Below are 20,799 nucleotides of genomic sequence, written 5' to 3'. Positions count from 1 at the left end.
AATTATCTTTGATTTTGGGGAATTCCGCCAAGGTTTACAGCAATTTCTGGTAATCGAAAAGCATATTTTGGGCTATTGGGCTCGAGTGTGTAAATATTATTTCCCAATACGCGCTTTAATGTTATTTTGAACCTATTGTCCAGGTTGAGTCGTTTTAGATCCGACCACCGCCGACCGCGGTACAATAGTTCTTTCCTTCTCTCCTCCAGAATCATGGGCAGCAATTGATCCGCATTCGTTTCGGTCCAGTCCACAAAAGTGCCTGTCTTCCACCTATTTTTAAGCAAAGTATTTATGGTAGAAAGTGCACTACTTATCTTACCTAAACGTACCGCTGCTTCGGCCTTGATTAAATACTGTTCACTCGAACTTAGCCCCACAAATAAATTTCCGGTGGAGCTATCATAGCTTCCTTTAAAATGCTTAGCCCCAATTTTAATCGTAGAGGACTCCAAAAATAAGACGTTGCGCAGATCATCTGATGCATACGATGTACACAATACTGAATCTACAAAAGATACATTAGCGCTCATGATACCAACAGATTTGCTCACTGCCGGAAACAAAACTTCTTTATTAAAACGAGTGAATGGAAGCTCATCTGTACGATTGACCGTATTAAAATCTATCAGATCAGGATATAGTGCAATAGCCGAGTCTGCATATAGAAAAGCCTTTTCAAAATCCCCCATATCCAAGTAAGCCCTCCCCATCGCTGCATAAGCAGATTTCAAAGAAGGCTTTCCGATGTAAGGATTTTCGACTGGAAGACAACGAATAGCTACTTGATAATCACTTAGGATCTGTTTGTAACTATCTTTTAGCGATGACCGGGAAACATTTTCATCGACCTCAGGATTAAGCCTTAATGGAATGCCCTGTTCCGCGGCAGCGCCAGATTCCCTATAGCCATTGCAAAATGTACCTACCAATTGCTGAAAAGCAAAAGCACGAAAGAAATGAGCCTCCCCTTTTAACCTACTGTACTGCGCCTTATCATTCATCGGGTCAAGCGTTTTCAATACATCTAAGACTTGATTAGCATTATTTACCACTTTGTATGCAGCGCGCCATTGACTAGCATCCTCATACGGTAGATCGGCCCATATATAGGCATTTCTCTGATCCAATACAGAGGCAGATTCCCAAAGGTCCTTTGTGAGATAATAATCATCTGAACTAAGTTCTCCAAAATTTGGATAGTTTGCATTCATTGTTGAATAATCGTTCATCAAAAGCTCCAGATCATTTAAACTTTTGGGAACGACCAATTTTATGTCAGGCTTTTCATCCAAAAAGCTGGTACAGCTGGCCTGCAACAACAGAAACAGCGAATAAATTATTAGATTCTTTTTCATCATAAATATTTTATAGATTAAAGTTTAATCCGATCGAATAAGTACGCGGATCGGGTAATGACGCCCCGTATTCTGGATCAACTCCAAATTTATTCGCGCGCCATATGCTGCAAATGTTCTGCGCATAAGCGTATATCCTACTATTTTTCAAACCATATCGCTTTAAGATATCCAGATTTAAACTTAGCTGGATATCGCGAAGTTTAATCTGCCCAGCATTGGATACCAGTACCGAAGAATGTCTATATACATTACTTGAAGAGCTATTTGCAGGATATACAAACGCAGGGACATCGGTCCACAATTCATCTCCCGGCTTTTGCCATCTTTTAGCATAGTCTTGATGACCTAAGTAACTATTAATAAAATCAGCATTATTAAAAGATTCCCTTAAGAAAACATGCCCCAGACTATAACTTATATTAAAGGACATCTCCAGATCCTTCCAGCGAAAAGAATTTCGAAAGCTACCGAAATACAATGGTTTGACAGATCCCATATTTTCCAACGCGTCTACACTTTGAGAGGTGATGCCAATGTAGTCTTTTGAAATCTCACCATTCAAGTACGCTTGTGGAGAGCCATCTATTGGATCAAGGCCGGCCCATTTATACGTCAACAGACTATAAAGATCCATTCCTTCAAAAGGTGTGCTCGCCTGCCCCCCCGGCCATCCAATATATAGAAAAGACAGATCTGAGGGATCAGCGTAGGCTTTTGTAACTTTGGTCCTATTATAGGAAAACACAAGGTTATTGTCCCATTGCCAATTTGTAGACTTTAGCGGAATGGTGTGCAAGGAAATATCCCAACCTCTCCCCTTCAGGTTTGCATAGTTGACACTTAGCGTTGTAAAACCAGAAGTTGGATCAACAGGTGCATTTGAGATCAGGTCTTGGCTATTTTTATGGTAGTATTCTATACTTCCATTTAATCTGTTGCCTTTCAAATTAAAATCCAGACCAAAATTCAAATTGCTTACTCTCTCCCATTTCAAAGATGGATTGGGCGGTTTATTCATCATCGCGTAATTTTGTCCGGTTATATAATGTGGATCACTTGAGATATTCAATACAGCATAAGCAGAGACCGTATTATTGACATTGCCATTGTAACCATAGGTAGCCCTCAGTTTTAAAAACTGAAATGGTAATGACTGTAAAAACTGTTCATTACTCAATATCCATGCGGTACCGGCTGACCAAAACGGTTGACCACGATCATTGGACTTCACCCCAAAAAGGTTGGAAGCATCCTTTCTATAGCTTCCACTCAACACATATCGATCCATGTAGCTATAGGAAGCATTGGCATAATAGGATACGTAACGGTTCACTGTTGCTTCATATCTATTCCGATCGATCAGGTTGTTTGTCCCCATCTTACCGTTCATGACGGGAACAGATTTACCATATTGTACAGATTGAAAACTACCTGTTTCGGGATTATAACCATAATACTGTGACACCTGCATTTGATTCCTCAATTGCCTTATATCATAGCCGACCAATACATTTAGTTCATGTTTGTCCTGCCACCTCTTCCCATATTCGGCATTTAGCCTTCCTTGATGCGCTTTGCTTTCGTTGATCGTATTCAACATAAAATCGCCAACAGGCAATGCCCAGGTCACTTTAGCTGGATTCCAGCTTGCATAATAATTAAGCTCGTTCCGCATGGTATAGGATCCCAGTCCACGCCATAGCTCAATCGGATTGTTGGTCCTTTGAAAAGAATACAGCCCTTTTAAAGACAGTCCAAAATTAAAACTGTATGCAGCTGAGAGATTAGCGACTATTTCCTGTACTTTTTGCGTCTCCCTCGACGCATCCAGCTCTTTTAATGGGGTATAAAACCAATCGAGCAAGCGCCCACTGGCCACGGTGTCAATAAAATTTATATTCTTTCCACTGAAATTTAAGCTCTTAGGATCTCCATTTTCATCAACCAATCTCATGTAACGGTAATTGGTCAGCCCGGAGCCCATATATTGAAATTCGACGGGGTCAACAGGTTTTTTATTTCGGGCATCCGTATATGTAATTCCCAGATCCAAAAGTAAATTCTTGGTAGGTTTAATCTGTGATGTAGATTTCAGCACCAAGCGTTCATAAGAATTTCGGGTCACATTACCCCTATTGTTATCATAACCAGCGGAAAATAGTGTATTCACCTTTTCACCACCACTACGTAGCTGAACATTGTATTGCTGATTAAAGCCCTTCTGGTAAATATATTTCAAGAAATCATCTCTGCTATCTATGGTTCGCAATTTATTCAACTCAGAATCTAGATCAGCTTGTGTTATTTTACCAGCCTGATGATCTTTGAATACCCACAAAATAGGTTCAGGATTTGCGTTATATTTGGTAAAAACAGATTTATACTTGCCTTTATCGAACAAAAACTTTTGTGCATCGATATAATCTGATGTATTCATCAATTTATAATAATAAAGATCGGGTTTGTCTATCAGTGTAAAGTTGGTATTGAAGGAAACCTGTGTATTTTCATTAAATTTCCCCCTCTTTGTCGTAATTACGATAACCCCATTTCCAGACTGTGCTCCCCAGATCGAGGCCGACGCAGCATCTTTTAGCACTGAAATACTCTCTATATCATTGGGGTTAATATTATTAAAATTACCAAGACCATATTCTGCAAGCTTACCTTCGTATGGAATACCATCCACCACAATTAACGGCCAGATATTTTTACCGAGCGTGCTTACTCCACGTACATTGATATTCATAAGCGCCCCACGATTGTCGGAAAACATTTTTCCACTCGATATACTTGGCACCACATCCTCCAGCCTACTTACAAAGTCTGTCGACACCTTACGATTGAGCAGTTTGTTGTCCACAAACTCGAAGCTTCCCGTTGCCCGCTCCTTTGGTATCTTTTGGTATCCTGTAGAGACCACCTCCACCTCATCCAATTGATTCTCCAATGGTATCAACTTTACTGTTAACGATACCCCAACAGAATAAGGTAGCTGTAAGGGCTTGAAGCCAACATGGCTAAATTTGATAGTCCCTGTAGATAATAGCACTGGCACTGAGAAAGAGCCCTCACTTTTGGTGGATACTCTCCCCTTTTCATCTTCTATACGGATCGATACACCCTGTATCGGTCTACCATCTATTATTGATACTACCGTACCAGATACTGTTAAAGGCCCATTAGCCCCGCTGTCCTTGCGGGGCGTCTGAGCAGATAAACTAAACATATGAAATACAGTAGCAATTACTAAAAGAGTCCTTAGGATTAGTAGTTCTCTTAAGCTATATGCTTTACCTTCAATACACGTAGGTTGTGAATTTACTAAATTTACATACTGGGCTGCCTGTTTTGAACAGGCAATACTTTTCCCAGTCCTTATAAAATTGTTCATTTTAAGGTTTTAAAAATGGTCATAATCTTTCCCTTTCCTCGCGTAGACGCTGGATCAGGTCATTAGAATAACTCGTAAAAATGTTCCGATATAGTAGTCTCTAATTGGTTACAAAGCAGATGATATATTTACAATGACACTTTTTTCGGATGGTCATACAGACCTCTAGCCTTAATAGAACTAAGGCGGATTGGGATTTTTTGAATGTTTGTTTTTAATAATCATAACTCACCTTTTAAGGTTATTTGGTGAGTCTCAAATAAGGTAAAAACGTGGGTTACTACCTTGCATTATTCCCCGGGTCTCACTCCTTCGAACTCAGCAGACGATAGTACCCACGCCTTTACCGTTGCTAATATAGCAAATAAAGGCATATGGGTGCAATCTATCGCTCTCGTGTTCGATTAAAATGTGAGACTTGGGAAACGAGACTCTTAAATTACACTAATAGACTTAATAAATTATAAGTCAGTAAAATATTATAACAAATATAGGTATAAATATTTTACAATAAAAGTAAATTAATGATAATTTTTAGCGTAAGTTTTTAACGGAATTTGTCTTATGACAAACCAAGACAAAACTTATAATGAGCTTTTGGCGAACAGATTGCGTGAAATTATGAATATTTTAGGAATGACAGTATCTGGATTTGCTGAATTTATCGGCAGGTCTCCCTCCCATATTTATGGAATTTTACAATCTAAAAGAACATTTAGTCACGCACTTGCGGATCATATAGGAAAAAAAATCAATACAACTGGAGCAAAAATACTGAATTTAAATATTTCTATCTCTCAAAACATCGCCAAGGTTGAATCCGTTGTTAGTTTTAAAGAAGAATACACAAATGTACCTGAGTATTTTTCGGATACGAAGAATGACAGAAGTATTGATGCTTTTATATCAGAAGTTCTTGTTGGATCGAGTTTTCTCAAAACTCCACGTTATTTAAATGAGATTGAGGCTTTTATTGAATCACAGTACTCAAAGACATATATCGGTGACCAGTTGTCCAAGGCACTTAGATATTCTGTAAGAAAAGGTGTCTTACTAAGTGAAAAGAGATCAATCATGTTAACGAATGGCAACTTAGGGAAAAGACAGGTAGATGTTTATTGGGTCAGTTGATTTTACGAAAAAAAACAGAGTATACTATTAAGGATGATTTCTTTAATCTGCACAATATCAAAAGATTCTTACTAAATAACTAAAATTTTAAACACGCCTAATTTTTCTGCATGGAATTCGAGCAATTATTGAGAGATAAAATTTTTAAGCTACCATTACGTCAAACTTCAAATGAAGATTTCAAATCTTTTATAATTACCAAGCTTAAATATTTTCTTGAGCTTGTTAATAGTTTAGACCAGGGGCCCATTCATCCTGATAAACACCACATTTCTACTGAATTTGTTAAAGAAACACAAACTAGTATTATTGAAAGTCTAATTGCTTGCATTGAGGATTACTACAATGGTAATCCATACAAAGCCTATGAGCATATAAATAATGTTCTTCGTAATAATGTTAAGGACTTATATGCGATAGTGAAACAGAAAGTTTATGATTTGAATGAAAGTTTTTTCCGTATTCGATTAAGTGACAAGAATTACTCATATAAAAAGAATGAGATGTTTCATATCCCTTTTGAACTGAGAAATAAAGTGACAACTCAAAGATTTAGTATACCCGGCTTCCCAAGTTTATATTTAGGCAGAACAATTTATATATGCTGGGAAGAACTTAATAGGCCATCGATTGACAAGATTCAAGCGATAAGATATAAAAATATAAAACGAATAAACTTAATTGACTTAACACCCCCAGCCAAGGATTGTAATGATCTTGATGAAAAATATAGGTTCTTTATGACTTTCCCATTGATAATGTGTTGTAGTGTGAAAGTAAAGGACGCATATGACCCTTTTAAGCCTGAGTACATAATTCCACAATTACTGCTTCAATGGATTCGAAATAATGACGATCTTGATGGAATTCAATATAAATCTACCCATATTAATACTGATGTATTTAATGAAAACACTGAGTTAATCAATATTGTAATGCCCGTGAAATCCAATCTAAATAACGGTGTTTGTAAAAACCTTGTTAATTATTTCGAAGGGACTGATGTGATTTCTTGGAATTTATATCAATTTGCAACTGGCGGACAAATATTCATTTATAATGATAAGGATGCAGAAATTGTCAATAAAAAAATTCCAAATCTTGAAATTATAGAAGGAAAGAAATATCCATATTTTTATTCGACTCTTGGTAAACTAGAATATTATCTCGAAATTATAGATACTAGCCCATTGGCAGAATAGATTATTTCTAAGTTTCATGAGACTGTAACGCAAACTGTGTCAAAGGAATAGTTCAATAAGATTATTTATATTCAATTATTCAAACGACACGGTCATGAAAGAAAAAGACCCATTCGACTTTGAATGTTTCAAGGCTGAAGCCATGCAAGGTCTTTACGAAGGTAAATGAATATTCCGACAAAAGTACACCAGATTTAGTGACCAATAACCCGAGCTATTTTACAACTGGATTGTATTAACTTTTCAAACTTAATGATTTTGTAGACTTACCAAAATGGTAAGTCTACCTTTGGAAATGACTCCATAATGATATTTTCAGAACCATATTATTTATATCTCAGTATATTATCGTTTATAGTATTGATAAAATTCGTATACCCCTGAACCACACCTGTCAACACTTTATTGTATGCTCGCTCTGCACTTGGGAATCTTACACCAACGGAATTATCAAAAAATATTAGACACAAACAACAAATAAATCAATTAGTAACGAAAATTAGAAAAGTCCAATCCCAGCTGTCGGAAAATGGGGTACTTACAGTGGTAGCAAAGTGAAAGACAAGTGTCCGAGCTGCCCGCAAAGAAGAAATTGAAGTAGCTATTTCGATACACAATATCTCACGGGAACAGTCATCCATCACATTAAAAGTTCTAAACCTGTTTCCGCTGGCCAAGCTATAGCCCTGCTGTTTCAATCTTATCAATTGTTTTATCTGACTCATGGGGCTTGATTTACCAGCCATTGGAATAACTCTTAAAAATCTTATCCCAAATAAATCAAAATAAACAAGGGGGTCAACATCTGCCGGAATGGCATGCGATAACTCAATGGAATCGCGCATATACTCCAGTGCAACGTGCCGGAATTAAGGAGTCAATTTACTCCGGAATATGCAAATGGACAATTGGGGAACTACAGCTCAGAAATTAGCAATTTGGTTTCCGGGAAGAATGGTGTTAGATTTGCAATAAGCAAAGTGGCTGAATTACCGCCCCGGCGGGGGGTAATTCAGCCAATGACACAGTTTGAGTTACACCACTCCCAAAATGCTAGGAAATAGTTACAAAGGTTCCTTACTTCATTATTCTAATTTTCTATTGAAGGATCTTAATAATTAGCTCTAATTTTAATAGCTTCTTCAATCCAATCTTCTAGATTGTATGCTATTTCGTTATACGCATTATTGTAGCTTGGGCTATAACATTTTACTATCGACGCTAAAGATTTACCATCTCGTTTCATAGTAAATGTTTGAAAAGGGTTCGAACCTTGATAACACTTTCCGTTCCTTGGGCAATTCAGATTGTGAATATAAATCCCTAATACACCTTTTCCGTCATTCCAAGCTTTTTCAATTTCATATTTGACCCATTTACGATTGGCTGTCTCAGATCCAATCAAGACAACTAAACAACTTTTGTAAGACAAGTTTTCATCTATCCATCTTTTAATTGCAGTATCTCCGCCTCTTTTTACTATCTCCCAAGCATTTATAGAAACCGGTTCATTGCCTTCTAAAGCTCCAATGTTTCTAATTTGTTGAACTCTAAAAACGTCATTGTCATAATGAAAACTGTAAAATATTTGTCTTTTTGCCATATTAATTGAGTTTATCGATTAATAGTTCCTGAAATAAGCTCATATAGCCATAGTCATTAATAAGTTTTTCATTTTTAAATTCGTCAACATTGTTATCGTAAATAATTTTTGCGGCTGCTCCGGTGCTTGCAATAGGCAATATTATTGATTTTGGATTTAGTTCTCTAAATAGGCTATACTCGTCTTCAATACCATCCATGCCGCCTATAAAAATACCAGCTTCAAATGTATTTTCTCCCAACATTTTTTCCCTCATTAGGCGCAAACTTGGTTTTAATTCCCCTAAGTCATCTGTTATTACCACCGTTTCAAATTCTTTATTTTCTATAGGGAAAATCTTTTCAAAATATTTTGATTGATACAATTTTACATGACTTTGAATATCTATTTCGTATTTTTCTAAAACATGATATATAATCGGGGTTATAGATGGATGTCCTCCCCAAATCAACCTGTACTTGGGTATTACCAGTGAAGCTAAAGCAATTACTGAATCTCTAATTGCTATTATATCAGCTGTGTTATAATATTTCTCGTGCCTTTCTTTAAATGGAATGCTGGCAGATAAAAATATATTTTTTAATTCTTTTGTAACCATGTGTCAAATTCTTGTTTTTTGATTGTTTTTACATCCAGGTATTCGTTTAAGTAGCTAAGATGTTTTAACCATTTTTCTCTAATCCTTACATCGTCATAAATTAGATAAACCTCTTCAACAGAAAATTCTTTAATTTCCCTTTTTAGTTCAGACGAAGTATTACAGTCAAATGATTGCGGAATTCCCACAGAGGGAATAAAAAGCCTTCGTTTTTTTTCTGTAATATTTTCAGTAATAAATCTTTCAGGTTGTATGGCCATATTTTTGCCATACTTCTGTGCAGTATTAAGAAATTCAGTAATTAGATTATCTTGTCTAGAAGCTAAATTTCTAGCTCGAATTGATTCAACTTGCTTTACTAAAGCATTAACCGTGTCATCATTCAGTTTTGAAATATCTTTTTTATCATAAATGCCTTTCACAAAATTTGCTTCAGAAAGTTGATAAGGAAAACATATCTCTGCAATTCTTTCTAATTTATGAGTTGGCCAAATAACTTGAATGATGCCAATTTGCTTTACTGATGCTTCTGCTATTTCTTTTTCGCACCATTCACTTTCTATAAATTTTGGAGTATTCAAGAGGAGAATCACATCGCAATCTGTCATTCTATGCCATAATTCGTCTTGAAATGGTTCTCCTTGTTTTATTGAATGAGTATCTAAAAAAACATCGAAATTATTATTTTCTAGTGCTTCATAGAGCTGAATAGCTACAGAAGTCGACTCATCTCTCTTATAACTTATAAAGACTTTTCTAGTATTTCTTAATTTACCAAAAGATTCAAGTATTAAGTTAACAATTTTTTCATTTTTAAAATCTTCGTATTTCAATCCATTCTGATTACTTAGTATTTTTGGAATTTCTCTTCCAAATGAATTAAAGAAAATAGGAAGAACAATATTCCCTTCGTCTAATAATTTTTCGATTTGCTCTAGATCTTCAAAATCTCCACTCTCATTACCTAGGTATATGACAAATGCAGGTTGATTGCCTTTATAAGACTTCAAATTATCCTTAAAATATATTTCATAGAATTCTTTTTGAAGTTTTAAATCTTCAATTCTTTTATGATATAATGAAATTATATCACTAATAAATGGTTTGATAGTACCTAAAATAATTAATTGATATTTAAACATAGTTTCAGTTATTGTTTAAGCCATTCTTTCAATAAAGTAATATATTTTATTCCCTCTTTGTTTTCAGGTTTAGAAACGTAATACCCTTCAACAAAATGGTGTCCTTTTATATTTGTAAATGCCTCATTATATTCTATTAATGGATAAATTTGCAGGTATTCATTCCCTTTATATTGAGAATCTCTTTCCCCTTTTTCTTTTATTGGTATTATTGCTATATGATCAATATATTTATGAGTATCTCCTATTCCAAGTTCCCAGTTGCACCAAAATGATTCTATTGCCTTTTCTGTAGCTACCAATATAAATTTGTTGGTGTGTTTTATCACTTCTTTTATTCGAAGCGCAGTTTCGCCAGAAGTTTCTGTAGGCATTTTTTTATCCATACTATCTATGTAGACTTCCGCGCCAAAATCTTGAAGCAATTCAAATATTCCTTTCATCTCTTCCTGATCTTCTAAATCACTATGCTTATGTGAAACAAAAACAGTTGGTTTGTATTGGGGTTGCGATTTGCTAAAATTTCGCGTTGCTTTAAGGGATTCATTTAGATTTATAAATCTACTCGTTTTAAAATGTCCTCTTTCAAATATCATATTCTTGATTAGTTTTAAATTTTAATATATGGTTAGCTTAGCATTATTGAAAATATCCACTAAATTAGTCATAATCGTCCTTTTTCTGAAAATTTGTCTATCCAAACAATATGCCCCAAGAATTTGGTTATAGCTATTATTAAGCTTTTAACGATGATATTTCTATCACATATTTTGGATAAACACTTATTTTATGGATTTAATTATGTTGTAATCATCCTTTTTGTCTCTTAATTCAATTCCCTTGTTTAAATAATAATTTGGTATTGATTTAAAATCTTCCCACTTAACGGATTGTATATATGAGCTGTCACCTGAATATACCCATGATCCATTGCATAATCTTTTGTCAGGTATTTTAATATTAAACATGTTGTCTCTAAGTATTTGAAAAAGGAAATCAGTTTTTAAGGTTCGGCAATTACATTCAGTGTCTGGAGTAATATAATATTCATAACTACCCCATTCATCGGGTAAAACAACAGCAATTATACCGTTGGATAGACTAGTCCTCTCATTTCTAGTATATTCCTTTAAAGAATACGAAATCTCCCAAGGTATCCATTGATCTTTTTCTCTCTCAAATGTTTTCATGCCTTTTGAAACCAAAACAATTGTAATTGAACTATCATATATCCTATCCCGTAATGCAGAAGCAATACATTCATCGGAGAAATCTGCCAAGCTTTGACCATCTTCTTCTCCTTTGTAAATATGATCTTCGCTATTCAAAATGGTAGCTAATTCATTTACATAGTTTCGGGCCTTTGTTTGAACTTTCACATTTTGGCCAAGCCAATTGGATTCATATATATTTAAATCCTCAACATGAGTATCTCCATACTTATATGATACAAAAATCTTTCTTCCCATAATTATAGTTCTTGCAAAATATTAATTGCTTCAATTGTATTTTTGATCATTTCCTCTTTGGTAAGTTGCTCTTCTCCTAGCGCTTTTATAGCATTATGCAATGCCGCGTTATCAGGGTAATATAACTTTAAATCACTTGTTGTTTTTTCCCAAAGAGATTTAGATACATAACCTGTTGCTCCTATTGGAATAGGTATCACATTATATTGTTGACTAATTTTAAACTCCTCTTCCATTCCATCTGAATTTATGACATTATCACCTGACTTTTTATTACCGAAAATGAAAATCGCTATACCAGCTTTGGAAATCATTTCTTTTCTATAATCAGTCCGGATTTTAGAAATATTAGTATCATCAGATTGTGTTTGAGGAAAGGGACGTAAAATCAATAAATCATCCAAATTTCTATAGTTTGAATTTAATTTAAAATCTAATGCACCATTTATTACTATACTTCCAATTCCCAGCCCAAAGCCCGAAATGATTTTGTAATCGTTTTCAGCTAACTTGTAACTCAAAGTATGAATAAGATCAATCGCTTGGTCAACTGTGTAAGGTAGATAATGGTGTGCCGCGCCGGATATAAAAATGTTTTTTCTTTTTAGTCTTTTCTCTATCTCGTATAAAATTTCTGTTATTTCAGAATATTCTTTAACCATTATTGCATGAATACCATACCTAATTAAATCATCAATCTTTAACTCCTGCTTAATTTTTGCATACAAGTAATCTTCCTTATTTTGTTCTGGTGTTTTAGAATCTTCGTTAAAATCGGTTTCTTGAACTTCTTTGAAGAAGCAATAGTGAGTAGGAGTATTCTCTTTCAATAAAATTTTTATTCTCCCTAAAATATACTCCAAATTTGGATCATCAAAACTAAATCCTACAAATAGAAATGTTTTTGATAATAAATCACCCCTTAAAGCAGTAGAAAATAATTCTTTTTTGTCATTATATGTTTCGTAATCATCCTTTGTTAAGACGGCTTCGTCTGGTGAGTTTTTATCCCCATGCATTTTGTAGACAATAGCATCCTTTTTTTTGATGTTTCTTGAGAAATCTACATTTCTAATTTTTATTTCAACTGTTTTACCATTTGCTTCCAGGGATTTTTCTATCAGTTGATCGTAATTTGTTGTCCAAAATGTATCGATACCAATACGAGATAGAATTTTATGGTTTTCGCCCCCACTTGTGAGTGTACTAAATTCATTAATAATTTTGTTATTTATTTTACCTCTTTTAAACTTGTTGAAATGATATTGTGCAACAGAAATCAAATCGTGCTCTTTGTCTATGTCCAACTTCAATTCTAAAGCTAAATCTCTCAATAATTCTTTCCAATTGACAAAACCTAACGCTACAGAAAAACCAGCTCCAGCAAAAATTGCAGCATCACCACTATTTATTTCTATTGCAAAATCTTTTATAAATTTCTTTTGTTGTAGTGTAAGTTCCATATTTACTGTTTTAACCAATCATACAATGAAATCTCAGATTTATTAGGATAGATTATTTTAAAATAATCTCTTGTATATTCACTCTCTTCAATTCGAGGATAAATCTGAAGATACTCGTTACCTTGCCAAGTGAGCCTATTATCTGCTAACGGTAAAATGCAAATCTTATCGTTTGCTAATTTATATGTATCGCCAATTCCAACCTCCCAATTACACCATTTGGAAGTAATAGCATCATTTGTAGCAAGTAAAATAAACTTGTCATTTTTTCTAATTTGACCTTTAATATTCTGTGCTGTTACGCCACTAGTGCGTTGTGGCATTGTTTCATCAGCCCAATCAACATAAATAGAAATACCTAAGTTTTCGAAAAAAGTCTTTGCTTCGGCTATTAATTTCTTATCATGGTGAGAATGCGATAAAAACACACTAGTTTTCGCTGAAGATTGAGAAAAAGTTCTATTCTCATTTAAGGTGGTATGTCCTTTGATTTTTGCCTTATTGTAAGCAATAGTCTGGAACTGTTCTTTTGTAAAAATTGCCATATTATGTTTTTTGTAATACCGTTGTTGTTATTATGTTTGATTCGTAACAGATAGTTGAAAATCGCTTCGGTTTTCGTAATTCAGTAAATAGACTATTCAAATAGTACCTAATCTTTCAATGACTTGTATTCTCCTATTTACCATCCCTTGCACTTCTTCCGGTTTCAAACTTTTCTCCTTAAAACCTCTTTTATCTCGTGTGCATGAGCCACAGTTTGAGTTGTCGAGCTTATTTGTATGACCACATCCACATCGCCACACTTCTTTTCCACTCGAAAACATTCCCTTCGATTCCTCAACTTGCACAATTTCAGGAAAGAACTTTGCTAAAGCATCTCCTTCTAAACTTTTCAGTATAGCTATATCTTCTTTTGAATACCAATCTTTGTCCAAAGAGAATATTTTCAGCGCAATACGTCTAGCATATATATTACTATTTAAAAGGTTAACGGCTTTTGTGTAATCTATAAAATTGGATGAAGTGATAATCGCATTGATACGTTTTACTTGTAAGGTTGTCAAATTGCCTTCTGATAATGCATTATAAAGAATAGCAATGGCTTCCTCATCTGGTAAGTAATCAAAATAGCGAAATAGTATTTCTTGTTTATCTTTTGGAGATTGATCTATGCCAGAATCATAATCCTCATTCATTGCTCTGAAGATAAGTGGTTCAAATTCTCTTAGCCCCGATGTAGCGATGAATTCAGCTGTTTCTCTATTAATAGACTCTACTGTTTTATAATTTTCTAAGATGATATCTGCTCGGACCTTCTGTTGAATCAATTCACCGTCCAATAGATCATCCTGCTTCTCCATCGGAACGCGAGCAACTTCTTTAAGATGTACTGGTGTGCCCACGGCGGTGATCATAAACATCTGGCTCCCCTTTCCTGAGATTTCGTCGATATCTACACTAAGCCCAATAATAGCATCAGCACGAATTGCCTGAGCACGTTGCTTGAGTGTTTCGGTAACACGCTTGTACATCTCCTGCATCTTCTTCTCATAGCTGGTAGAGCGTCCTCCAAAGAAATCTACATAGCTCGCCCCTATATCGCTAAAGATATTGGTGCCGATGACAACATGGGCAGCTATCGGATCATAATATCGTGAAATCTCCCTCCCTTCGATGGAATTGGTCGTGGTTACTATCATGGCATTGTACTTTTCAATCGGGCATGGTTAATACCTAAGCCTAATATACATTATATATTTTGAATTAATATGTTTACAGATATTAACTTTCAAGATTATTACAAATTGTATGGCTAAGATATGGCTTTGAAAGAATGGTTGGTTACGGGAAACCGTAGCTGATATAACAATTATGCCACTCACCAAAACATAATGATAATTTCTATCTACAATGAGTTTCATATTATTTTTAAACAATTCTGGTTTCCCATAATCTCTGATAAAAATTAAGTGTTAATTTTATGGTATGTGCTAACATTTACGGATCGATCATATTAAATATCCACCGTAAATTGCGCATGCGACAACACTCACATTATTTTATAAAACACATCAATGTTATATATCGTACCAACAAAACATGGGTTAGGCTTAGAGATATGGGGATCTTATGATGATCTCAACAATTTTTATGAGGTCGTCGCCAAATTCTGGAACAACGAGGACAAAATAAATCAGAAAGGATTTGAAAATAGAGATACTTTGCTCAGCGGTTTTTCCTATGAAATCCGTAAAGCAAAAGAAGGAAGCCGTCTGAAAACAGACAGAAATCATTTAACCTATGAAGAAGGTGCGTACTTGGGTGTTCAGATTTCTTGGGTTCATTTCCTATTTTCTCTAACCGCTCTAAAATTTAATATGCACTATGCAGAAACTAATAAATTTGACGTAGCACAGATCTTACTCATAGAGTTTTGGCTTGAAAAGGCCATGTACTCTTATGATGTAGTTGGTGCTGCACATCTCACAGGTTTTATCGAGGATGCAATTTATGGCGGCAATAAATACATTTATCAGTATATGAGGAGCATAAATCTTGATTTCTTCCAATTAGGAGGAGGAAAAAAAGCGTTTCGAAAATTACCTGATCTATTGAAAAGAGCTGTTTATTATACTGACGAATATAGGGATTATGAGGCTTTCCTGACCGCGGAAGCTAAAAGACTTAACTGCGAAATTTCAGATCTGGAATTAAGTGACAATGATTTTGATTACGAAACGGTTAAATGGTAAAATCATACCACTGATGAAAATTCGGATCTATTTATGAACGAGGCCCCTTATAAGTGGCTGCAGGTCAAAAAAAACGATATAGAAAGTTATGTTGGGGCTAAAGCTGTGGACAAAACGGAACGCTTTACTTTGATCTGGGGATGTATTCAAATACTATTGACCTAATAAAAAACACATGAGAATTGAGAATAAGAGAGTTGTCATTAGAGGACAGATTAATAAGGCTATTATAGAAGATAATAGCAAAGGTTTAATCTTGACAGATTCTAACCTAAATGCTTTAAGTAATCTTGGTTTCGAAGACTTCTATCTTCTAGATTTTGCCCCTAATGGTAATATTATCCTTTTGAAATCAAAAAATTGGCAGATAATACGAAATACAAATAAAACTACGATTACAGCCATTGACATTGAAACTAAACAACAACTTTTTTCTACCGACAAATTTTTGGGTTATAGAAGTCTAATTGATAATTCGTCCAACTATTTTCTACTTGAATATTATAGTGGATTATGTTGTGTCAATATTAAAAATGGTGAGATTGTTTTCAAAAAAGACAAGATTGACAAAAGTCTTTACAATGCAGATTTACACCTTGAGAGCAATGTAGTTCATATTCCAACAGGAAAGAAATCTATTCTGAGATATAATTTTAGCAAGCATTTCTTTGATGAAATAAAACTTGAAAATATAGGTGGGACGAGTTGGATCAAATTTAATAATGCTCAAACCCACGTATTGATAAGTGACAAAAAAAACTCATTACATTGTTTTACGTACGACAACATAGCCGAACCTATTTGGACAATAAATTTTTCTAAATTGAAAAAAGATAATAGAATTTGGTGTTACAAGATTATAACGACTGAAAGCAATTTGGGATGTATTCAAGGGTTTACTCCAACGAGTGACCAAAATGCCTACGCAGGAGGGACTTTATATATTTTCGATATCCCAACTGGGGAAATTATCGATTCTTTTGATTATGCAAATATTCAAGAAAAAATAATCACAGATTTTCAGAACAATGAAATCATAATTGATGACTTAACATCATTATCATTGAAAACTAAAACATTCCTCCAGACACCCATTTCATCATATTTCAAATAGAACTGAATCTCTATGAATCATTTAAAACCTGAACCATTATGGACATTAGTAGCTAACATAAAACGGGAAATTAGCTATGGTGAAAGGAAGTTACAAACTCGTATCGGCTCGAAACAGTTTAGCCCTGGTACCAAGGTGTATATAATCGACTGGTTTGCCGGGATGACCGAAGATATTACGGTAATTGGATTGGCCCGAGACACAAAAAGATTAATTACAATTATAATCCGGGCGGAATGGGTTGAAAATCTGCGCATCAAACTCTGCTACAACCCTAAAGTTTGTTCGAAAATAACAGCTTACTTTGATAAAGAAGAAACTGGGATGCAGCGATATACAGAACAATTTATCAATAAAATGTTTATCGGTATCCCGCAATGGAATACACCTGAGTCAAGGTAATGTATGGAAAAAATAATTTAACATTCGCAAATGGACGAGCTTGATGATTTTACGATTGGGTTGCACTCAGGGGGGCAATCAATTTCAATTACGGTAATTGGATTATTAGTTATTGATGCGACTAGCAACTGGGATAAGAATTGGTTAAGGACTAAAATCTCAGTGCAGGCTGGCGCTTTCGGTGGCACCTACAATGCAGACCTAACATCATTTGACTTTGAGAATTTTAAACAGGGCCTTTAGGATTTTCTAAAATTCTGATTGATCTCGCTAAATCACATTTTTATTAGCAATTAATAGCCCATTTTTATACTTTTATTTTTAATATTTAGAGAAATAACCGCTCACTTTTAACAATGAAAAGTATCACGAATTCAATCACATCTTCTCATTATATTAAGAGCTTAGCATTTGACTACGTTGAAACCCACTCTCTTCAAAGAGGAGATGAATATGAAGCTGCTATTCAAGTGCTAAAACCGGAACTATATAATTTAAAAGTAAGAAAAGAGAAACGCAATAATCTGACCGACACCGAAGAAATTCGATTGAACGAACTGGACGCGCTATTAAGTGTAACCCAGTACTTAATTGATGATACAGGTCGATTTCATTTTTCTAGTCAAAGAACCAATACTTTTCAGTATGGTAATGAGGCAATCAGTCTACTAAAGAATATTTTGCTTACAAAAACAACTGATGTGTCCAATTGGATGTGTGCCCCCATTTATAGGGATGCTATCGTATTCTATAAAAGCTCGGGCGAAATTGTATCTGCTTTGAATATCTGTTTAAGTTGTGAAGTAATGGCGATAGGTAGTTCTTGCCAGGTTGTCGCTGATTGCAGTACATATGAAATGCTCAGAAAGTTCTTTAAGGATATTGGTCATCCTGTAGAGTCATGAATTAAAGAAGAAGAATTATTCCATATGTACAATAGAACAATACCAATATGTATGATGGCCGTGATGCTATTTTCATGTACTTCGAAGAACAAAGTTACAAGTAATACTGAGAACATCCTTGGACCAACAAATGAATTTGATCTCGCAGATAGCATACCGAAAATAACCATTCAGGATACATCGCTGACATTCCCAAAGCTGTTTGAAGGCAGTTTCGTGAAGGGAACAAAAGTAACGCAATTCGGCACGGAAATTACTTTTGATAAGATAGCTTTAGGAAATCTAAAGGTATCGTCAGGCCAGATTATCGCTACCGACCCCGTTATGCTAAGCGATGCGATAGCTTTTAATGAAAAGTTTCCTGTTGGTGAGTTTCCAGTGGAATTGGCAATGGCAAATATCAACGCTAATAAGGATAGAAGGATCGCATTTGCACGAATAAAGTTCTCAGATAAGCCTATCCGTAGATGGGAGCTTGCGTTATTACCTGGACAGGCTCCAATTCCCATCAAATCCAAAGAAATATATGGCTATGGAGTAGATGCAGGAATAGGTCTTTTCGTCGATCAAGTAGCAAAAAATAGTCTGAATACGCTGCTTGATAAAAATTGGGACAATATATTCTCCGAAAAATTCAAGGATTATTTAAATTACAGTTTTCAAAACCAAAATGCCGTCTTTTTCTCCACGGGGTATGGAGATGGTTTTTATGCTACTTACATCGGAAGAGGCAGTGACGGTAAGATCTGTCAGCTGTTGACTGACTTTGATATTGTACTGTGGCGGAATGTTGGGGAGTATTAAAAAGATGCCAATAATGAAACGACTCATAAGTTCACCTTTGAAAATACTAGGTTTATTGACAATCCTACTCGGATTGCTGATTGTAGTTTTCACATATGGTTACCTCATTGTTTTAGCATTGATCTTTGTTGGAGTCGGATTGATGCTATACCTAATTGATTATGGAATTAAAAGATTTTTGAGAGATAGGAAATCCTTTTGGGCATTGCAATCTATTTTTGCAATCCTGTATATATCTTCCGTCTTTGTTACCTATATGACATGGCAAGAACACAATTATATCATTTTTCCGAAAAACTTTAAAGGTCAGGCAGGGATTATTTTTGGAATAGCAGGTTATCCCGAATTGCCTAAAACAAAGTTTTGGAAAAAGACAATTGTTATGCCTAATGATGGAGTCCTGATCACTTCGACAAAAATGGAAGATATTCCAAATACTATCCGTTATGCTTATGCCGACAGTCCTGAATTCGATAACACCAGTATCAATTGGGATCCTAACTTTGGAATAGACTGTATTGTTTGTGATAGTAGAATAGAAACTTGGCTCTTTCAAACAGGCAGCGAAGGATCAGCGGTTAAGGATATTATGACTTCTTTGTGCAATGAAATAGCATCAAGGAAAATGACAAGCGCTTACAAAAGTATAAGTTCTGCGATACAAACAGACAGCAGGGGGCCGTATCTATGGCTCAACTCAAATAGTTTGACATCGCTTCCTAACGGTCTTGAAAAATTTAACCTTTATAAGGTGATATTGTCAGGTAATAAGTTCAAAGAGGTTCCAGAACAAATTTTCCGGATTAAATCCCTTGAAGACTTGATTATGGCTGATAATCCGATCAATAAATTTCCTTGCAAAATCACACAATTACAATACCTTAAAAGTGTTTCATTTGCAAAGACAGGAATTAAACAAGTCGACTGCGATCTTTCTCAATTGGATAGTTTGGAACATTTTGACTTGTCAGGGAATGAACTGACACTTTTCCCAGAACTAATTAAATCGATACCAAAGCTAACTTGGCTATCATTAAATGACAACCAGCTTTCGGATCTTTCATTTATCGATGGTAGACTAAGGAAGCTTGAAATACTCTATTTATATACCAACAAGATCAAAAACATTTCAACAGAAACAATATTTCTAGGAAATTTAAAAGAACTTTTGCTATTTGACAACGAAATAGAACGCATACCTGATAATATTTCTGATCTTAAAAATTTAGAAAAGCTTGAAATTTGGAACAACCCCATAAAATATATTTCACCAAAAATATCCCAGTTGAAAAATTTGAAGTCAATACGGATAGATGACGATTACTTAACACAGACGGACAAGGACAACTTAAAAAAATGGCTACCAAATTGTGAAATTAATTACCAGACGAGAAATGAAAAATTGCTTGAGCTCCAAAAGTGAGGGACTGTCCCACTAAGTGTGTAAATAGTGCG

General features: G+C 34.9%; 20 protein-coding genes. 9 read left to right on the top strand and 11 right to left on the bottom strand.

Annotated elements, in window-relative coordinates; all coding sequences use genetic code 11:
• Positions 1–2: 2 nt before the first annotated feature.
• Both DCO56_RS12445 and DCO56_RS12440 read right to left on the bottom strand, forming a co-directional pair.
• Entirely contained in the window at positions 3–1,361 is a 1,359-nt protein-coding gene (locus DCO56_RS12445) for a RagB/SusD family nutrient uptake outer membrane protein (protein WP_108634096.1), read from the bottom strand.
• A 7-nt stretch (positions 1,362–1,368) separates the two neighbouring features.
• Complete coding sequence (locus DCO56_RS12440; RefSeq protein WP_108634095.1) at positions 1,369–4,755, bottom strand: SusC/RagA family TonB-linked outer membrane protein; 3,387 nt, start codon at positions 4,753–4,755, stop codon at positions 1,369–1,371.
• 564 nt (positions 4,756–5,319) lie between these two features.
• On the opposite strand from DCO56_RS12440, the gene DCO56_RS12435 reads away from it, so the two are divergent.
• Positions 5,320–5,886: a hypothetical protein gene (locus DCO56_RS12435; RefSeq protein ID WP_108634094.1), complete on the top strand. Its 567-nt coding sequence runs from the start codon at positions 5,320–5,322 to the stop codon at positions 5,884–5,886.
• Between the two features lie 110 nt (positions 5,887–5,996).
• Positions 5,997–7,088 carry an RES domain-containing protein gene (locus DCO56_RS12430; protein WP_108634093.1) on the top strand — a complete coding sequence of 364 codons (1,092 nt, stop codon included), beginning with the start codon at positions 5,997–5,999 and terminating at the stop codon, positions 7,086–7,088.
• Positions 7,089–7,570: 482 nt separating this feature from the next.
• Here DCO56_RS12430 and DCO56_RS12425 read toward each other — a convergent pair whose 3' ends face one another.
• From DCO56_RS12425 to DCO56_RS12385, 9 genes are all read right to left on the bottom strand, one after another.
• Positions 7,571–7,813, bottom strand: a complete 243-nt coding sequence (locus DCO56_RS12425) for a hypothetical protein (RefSeq protein WP_146191046.1) — start codon at positions 7,811–7,813, stop codon at positions 7,571–7,573.
• A gap of 386 nt (positions 7,814–8,199) precedes the next feature.
• Entirely contained in the window at positions 8,200–8,691 is a 492-nt protein-coding gene (locus DCO56_RS12420; RefSeq protein WP_108634091.1) for a TIR domain-containing protein, read from the bottom strand.
• Position 8,692: 1 nt separating this feature from the next.
• Positions 8,693–9,289 carry a Thoeris type III anti-phage system protein ThcA gene (locus DCO56_RS12415; RefSeq protein WP_108634090.1) on the bottom strand — a complete coding sequence of 199 codons (597 nt, stop codon included), beginning with the start codon at positions 9,287–9,289 and terminating at the stop codon, positions 8,693–8,695.
• On the bottom strand, positions 9,271–10,431 hold the full coding sequence (locus tag DCO56_RS12410; protein ID WP_108634089.1) for a Thoeris type III anti-phage system protein ThcB4: 1,161 nt from the start codon (positions 10,429–10,431) through the stop codon (positions 9,271–9,273). Before DCO56_RS12410 ends, DCO56_RS12415 begins: the two co-directional genes overlap by 19 nt.
• Positions 10,432–10,439: 8 nt before the next feature.
• Complete coding sequence (locus DCO56_RS12405) at positions 10,440–11,027, bottom strand: toll/interleukin-1 receptor domain-containing protein (RefSeq protein ID WP_108634088.1); 588 nt, start codon at positions 11,025–11,027, stop codon at positions 10,440–10,442.
• A 186-nt stretch (positions 11,028–11,213) separates the two neighbouring features.
• Positions 11,214–11,900 (bottom strand): TIR domain-containing protein, encoded by a 687-nt coding sequence (locus tag DCO56_RS12400; protein WP_108634087.1) that lies wholly within the window; start codon positions 11,898–11,900, stop codon positions 11,214–11,216.
• A 2-nt stretch (positions 11,901–11,902) separates the two neighbouring features.
• Positions 11,903–13,363, bottom strand: coding sequence for an SIR2 family protein (locus DCO56_RS12395; RefSeq protein WP_181390538.1), 1,461 nt, complete (start codon positions 13,361–13,363; stop codon positions 11,903–11,905).
• A 2-nt stretch (positions 13,364–13,365) separates the two neighbouring features.
• The gene (locus DCO56_RS12390) at positions 13,366–13,908 is read right to left on the bottom strand and encodes a toll/interleukin-1 receptor domain-containing protein (RefSeq protein ID WP_108634085.1); all 543 of its coding nucleotides are present in this window, start codon (positions 13,906–13,908) and stop codon (positions 13,366–13,368) included.
• 96 nt (positions 13,909–14,004) lie between these two features.
• Positions 14,005–15,066 (bottom strand): YbjQ family protein, encoded by a 1,062-nt coding sequence (locus DCO56_RS12385; RefSeq protein WP_108634084.1) that lies wholly within the window; start codon positions 15,064–15,066, stop codon positions 14,005–14,007.
• A gap of 375 nt (positions 15,067–15,441) precedes the next feature.
• Here DCO56_RS12385 and DCO56_RS12380 point away from each other — a divergent pair, with 375 nt between their 5' ends.
• From DCO56_RS12380 to DCO56_RS12350, 7 genes are all read left to right on the top strand, one after another.
• Positions 15,442–16,119, top strand: coding sequence for a DUF6904 family protein (locus DCO56_RS12380; protein WP_108634083.1), 678 nt, complete (start codon positions 15,442–15,444; stop codon positions 16,117–16,119).
• Between the two features lie 175 nt (positions 16,120–16,294).
• The gene (locus tag DCO56_RS12375) at positions 16,295–17,233 is read left to right on the top strand and encodes a hypothetical protein (protein WP_108634082.1); all 939 of its coding nucleotides are present in this window, start codon (positions 16,295–16,297) and stop codon (positions 17,231–17,233) included.
• A gap of 12 nt (positions 17,234–17,245) precedes the next feature.
• Positions 17,246–17,635, top strand: coding sequence for a hypothetical protein (locus DCO56_RS12370; RefSeq protein ID WP_108634081.1), 390 nt, complete (start codon positions 17,246–17,248; stop codon positions 17,633–17,635).
• 30 nt (positions 17,636–17,665) lie between these two features.
• Positions 17,666–17,878 carry a WapI family immunity protein gene (locus DCO56_RS12365; protein ID WP_108634080.1) on the top strand — a complete coding sequence of 71 codons (213 nt, stop codon included), beginning with the start codon at positions 17,666–17,668 and terminating at the stop codon, positions 17,876–17,878.
• Between the two features lie 113 nt (positions 17,879–17,991).
• On the top strand, positions 17,992–18,540 hold the full coding sequence (locus tag DCO56_RS12360) for a hypothetical protein (RefSeq protein WP_245935830.1): 549 nt from the start codon (positions 17,992–17,994) through the stop codon (positions 18,538–18,540).
• Positions 18,541–18,564: 24 nt separating this feature from the next.
• Positions 18,565–19,344, top strand: coding sequence for a DUF4241 domain-containing protein (locus DCO56_RS12355; protein ID WP_108634079.1), 780 nt, complete (start codon positions 18,565–18,567; stop codon positions 19,342–19,344).
• A gap of 13 nt (positions 19,345–19,357) precedes the next feature.
• Positions 19,358–20,767, top strand: a complete 1,410-nt coding sequence (locus DCO56_RS12350; protein WP_181390537.1) for a leucine-rich repeat domain-containing protein — start codon at positions 19,358–19,360, stop codon at positions 20,765–20,767.
• Positions 20,768–20,799: the final 32 nt, after the last annotated feature.

This window comes from Sphingobacterium athyrii (genome assembly GCF_003071065.1).
GTDB classification, from domain to species: Bacteria; Bacteroidota; Bacteroidia; order Sphingobacteriales; family Sphingobacteriaceae; genus Sphingobacterium; species Sphingobacterium athyrii.
The sequence above is the reverse complement of the archived record's forward strand: the minus strand, read 5'-3'. Positions and strand labels throughout refer to the sequence as shown.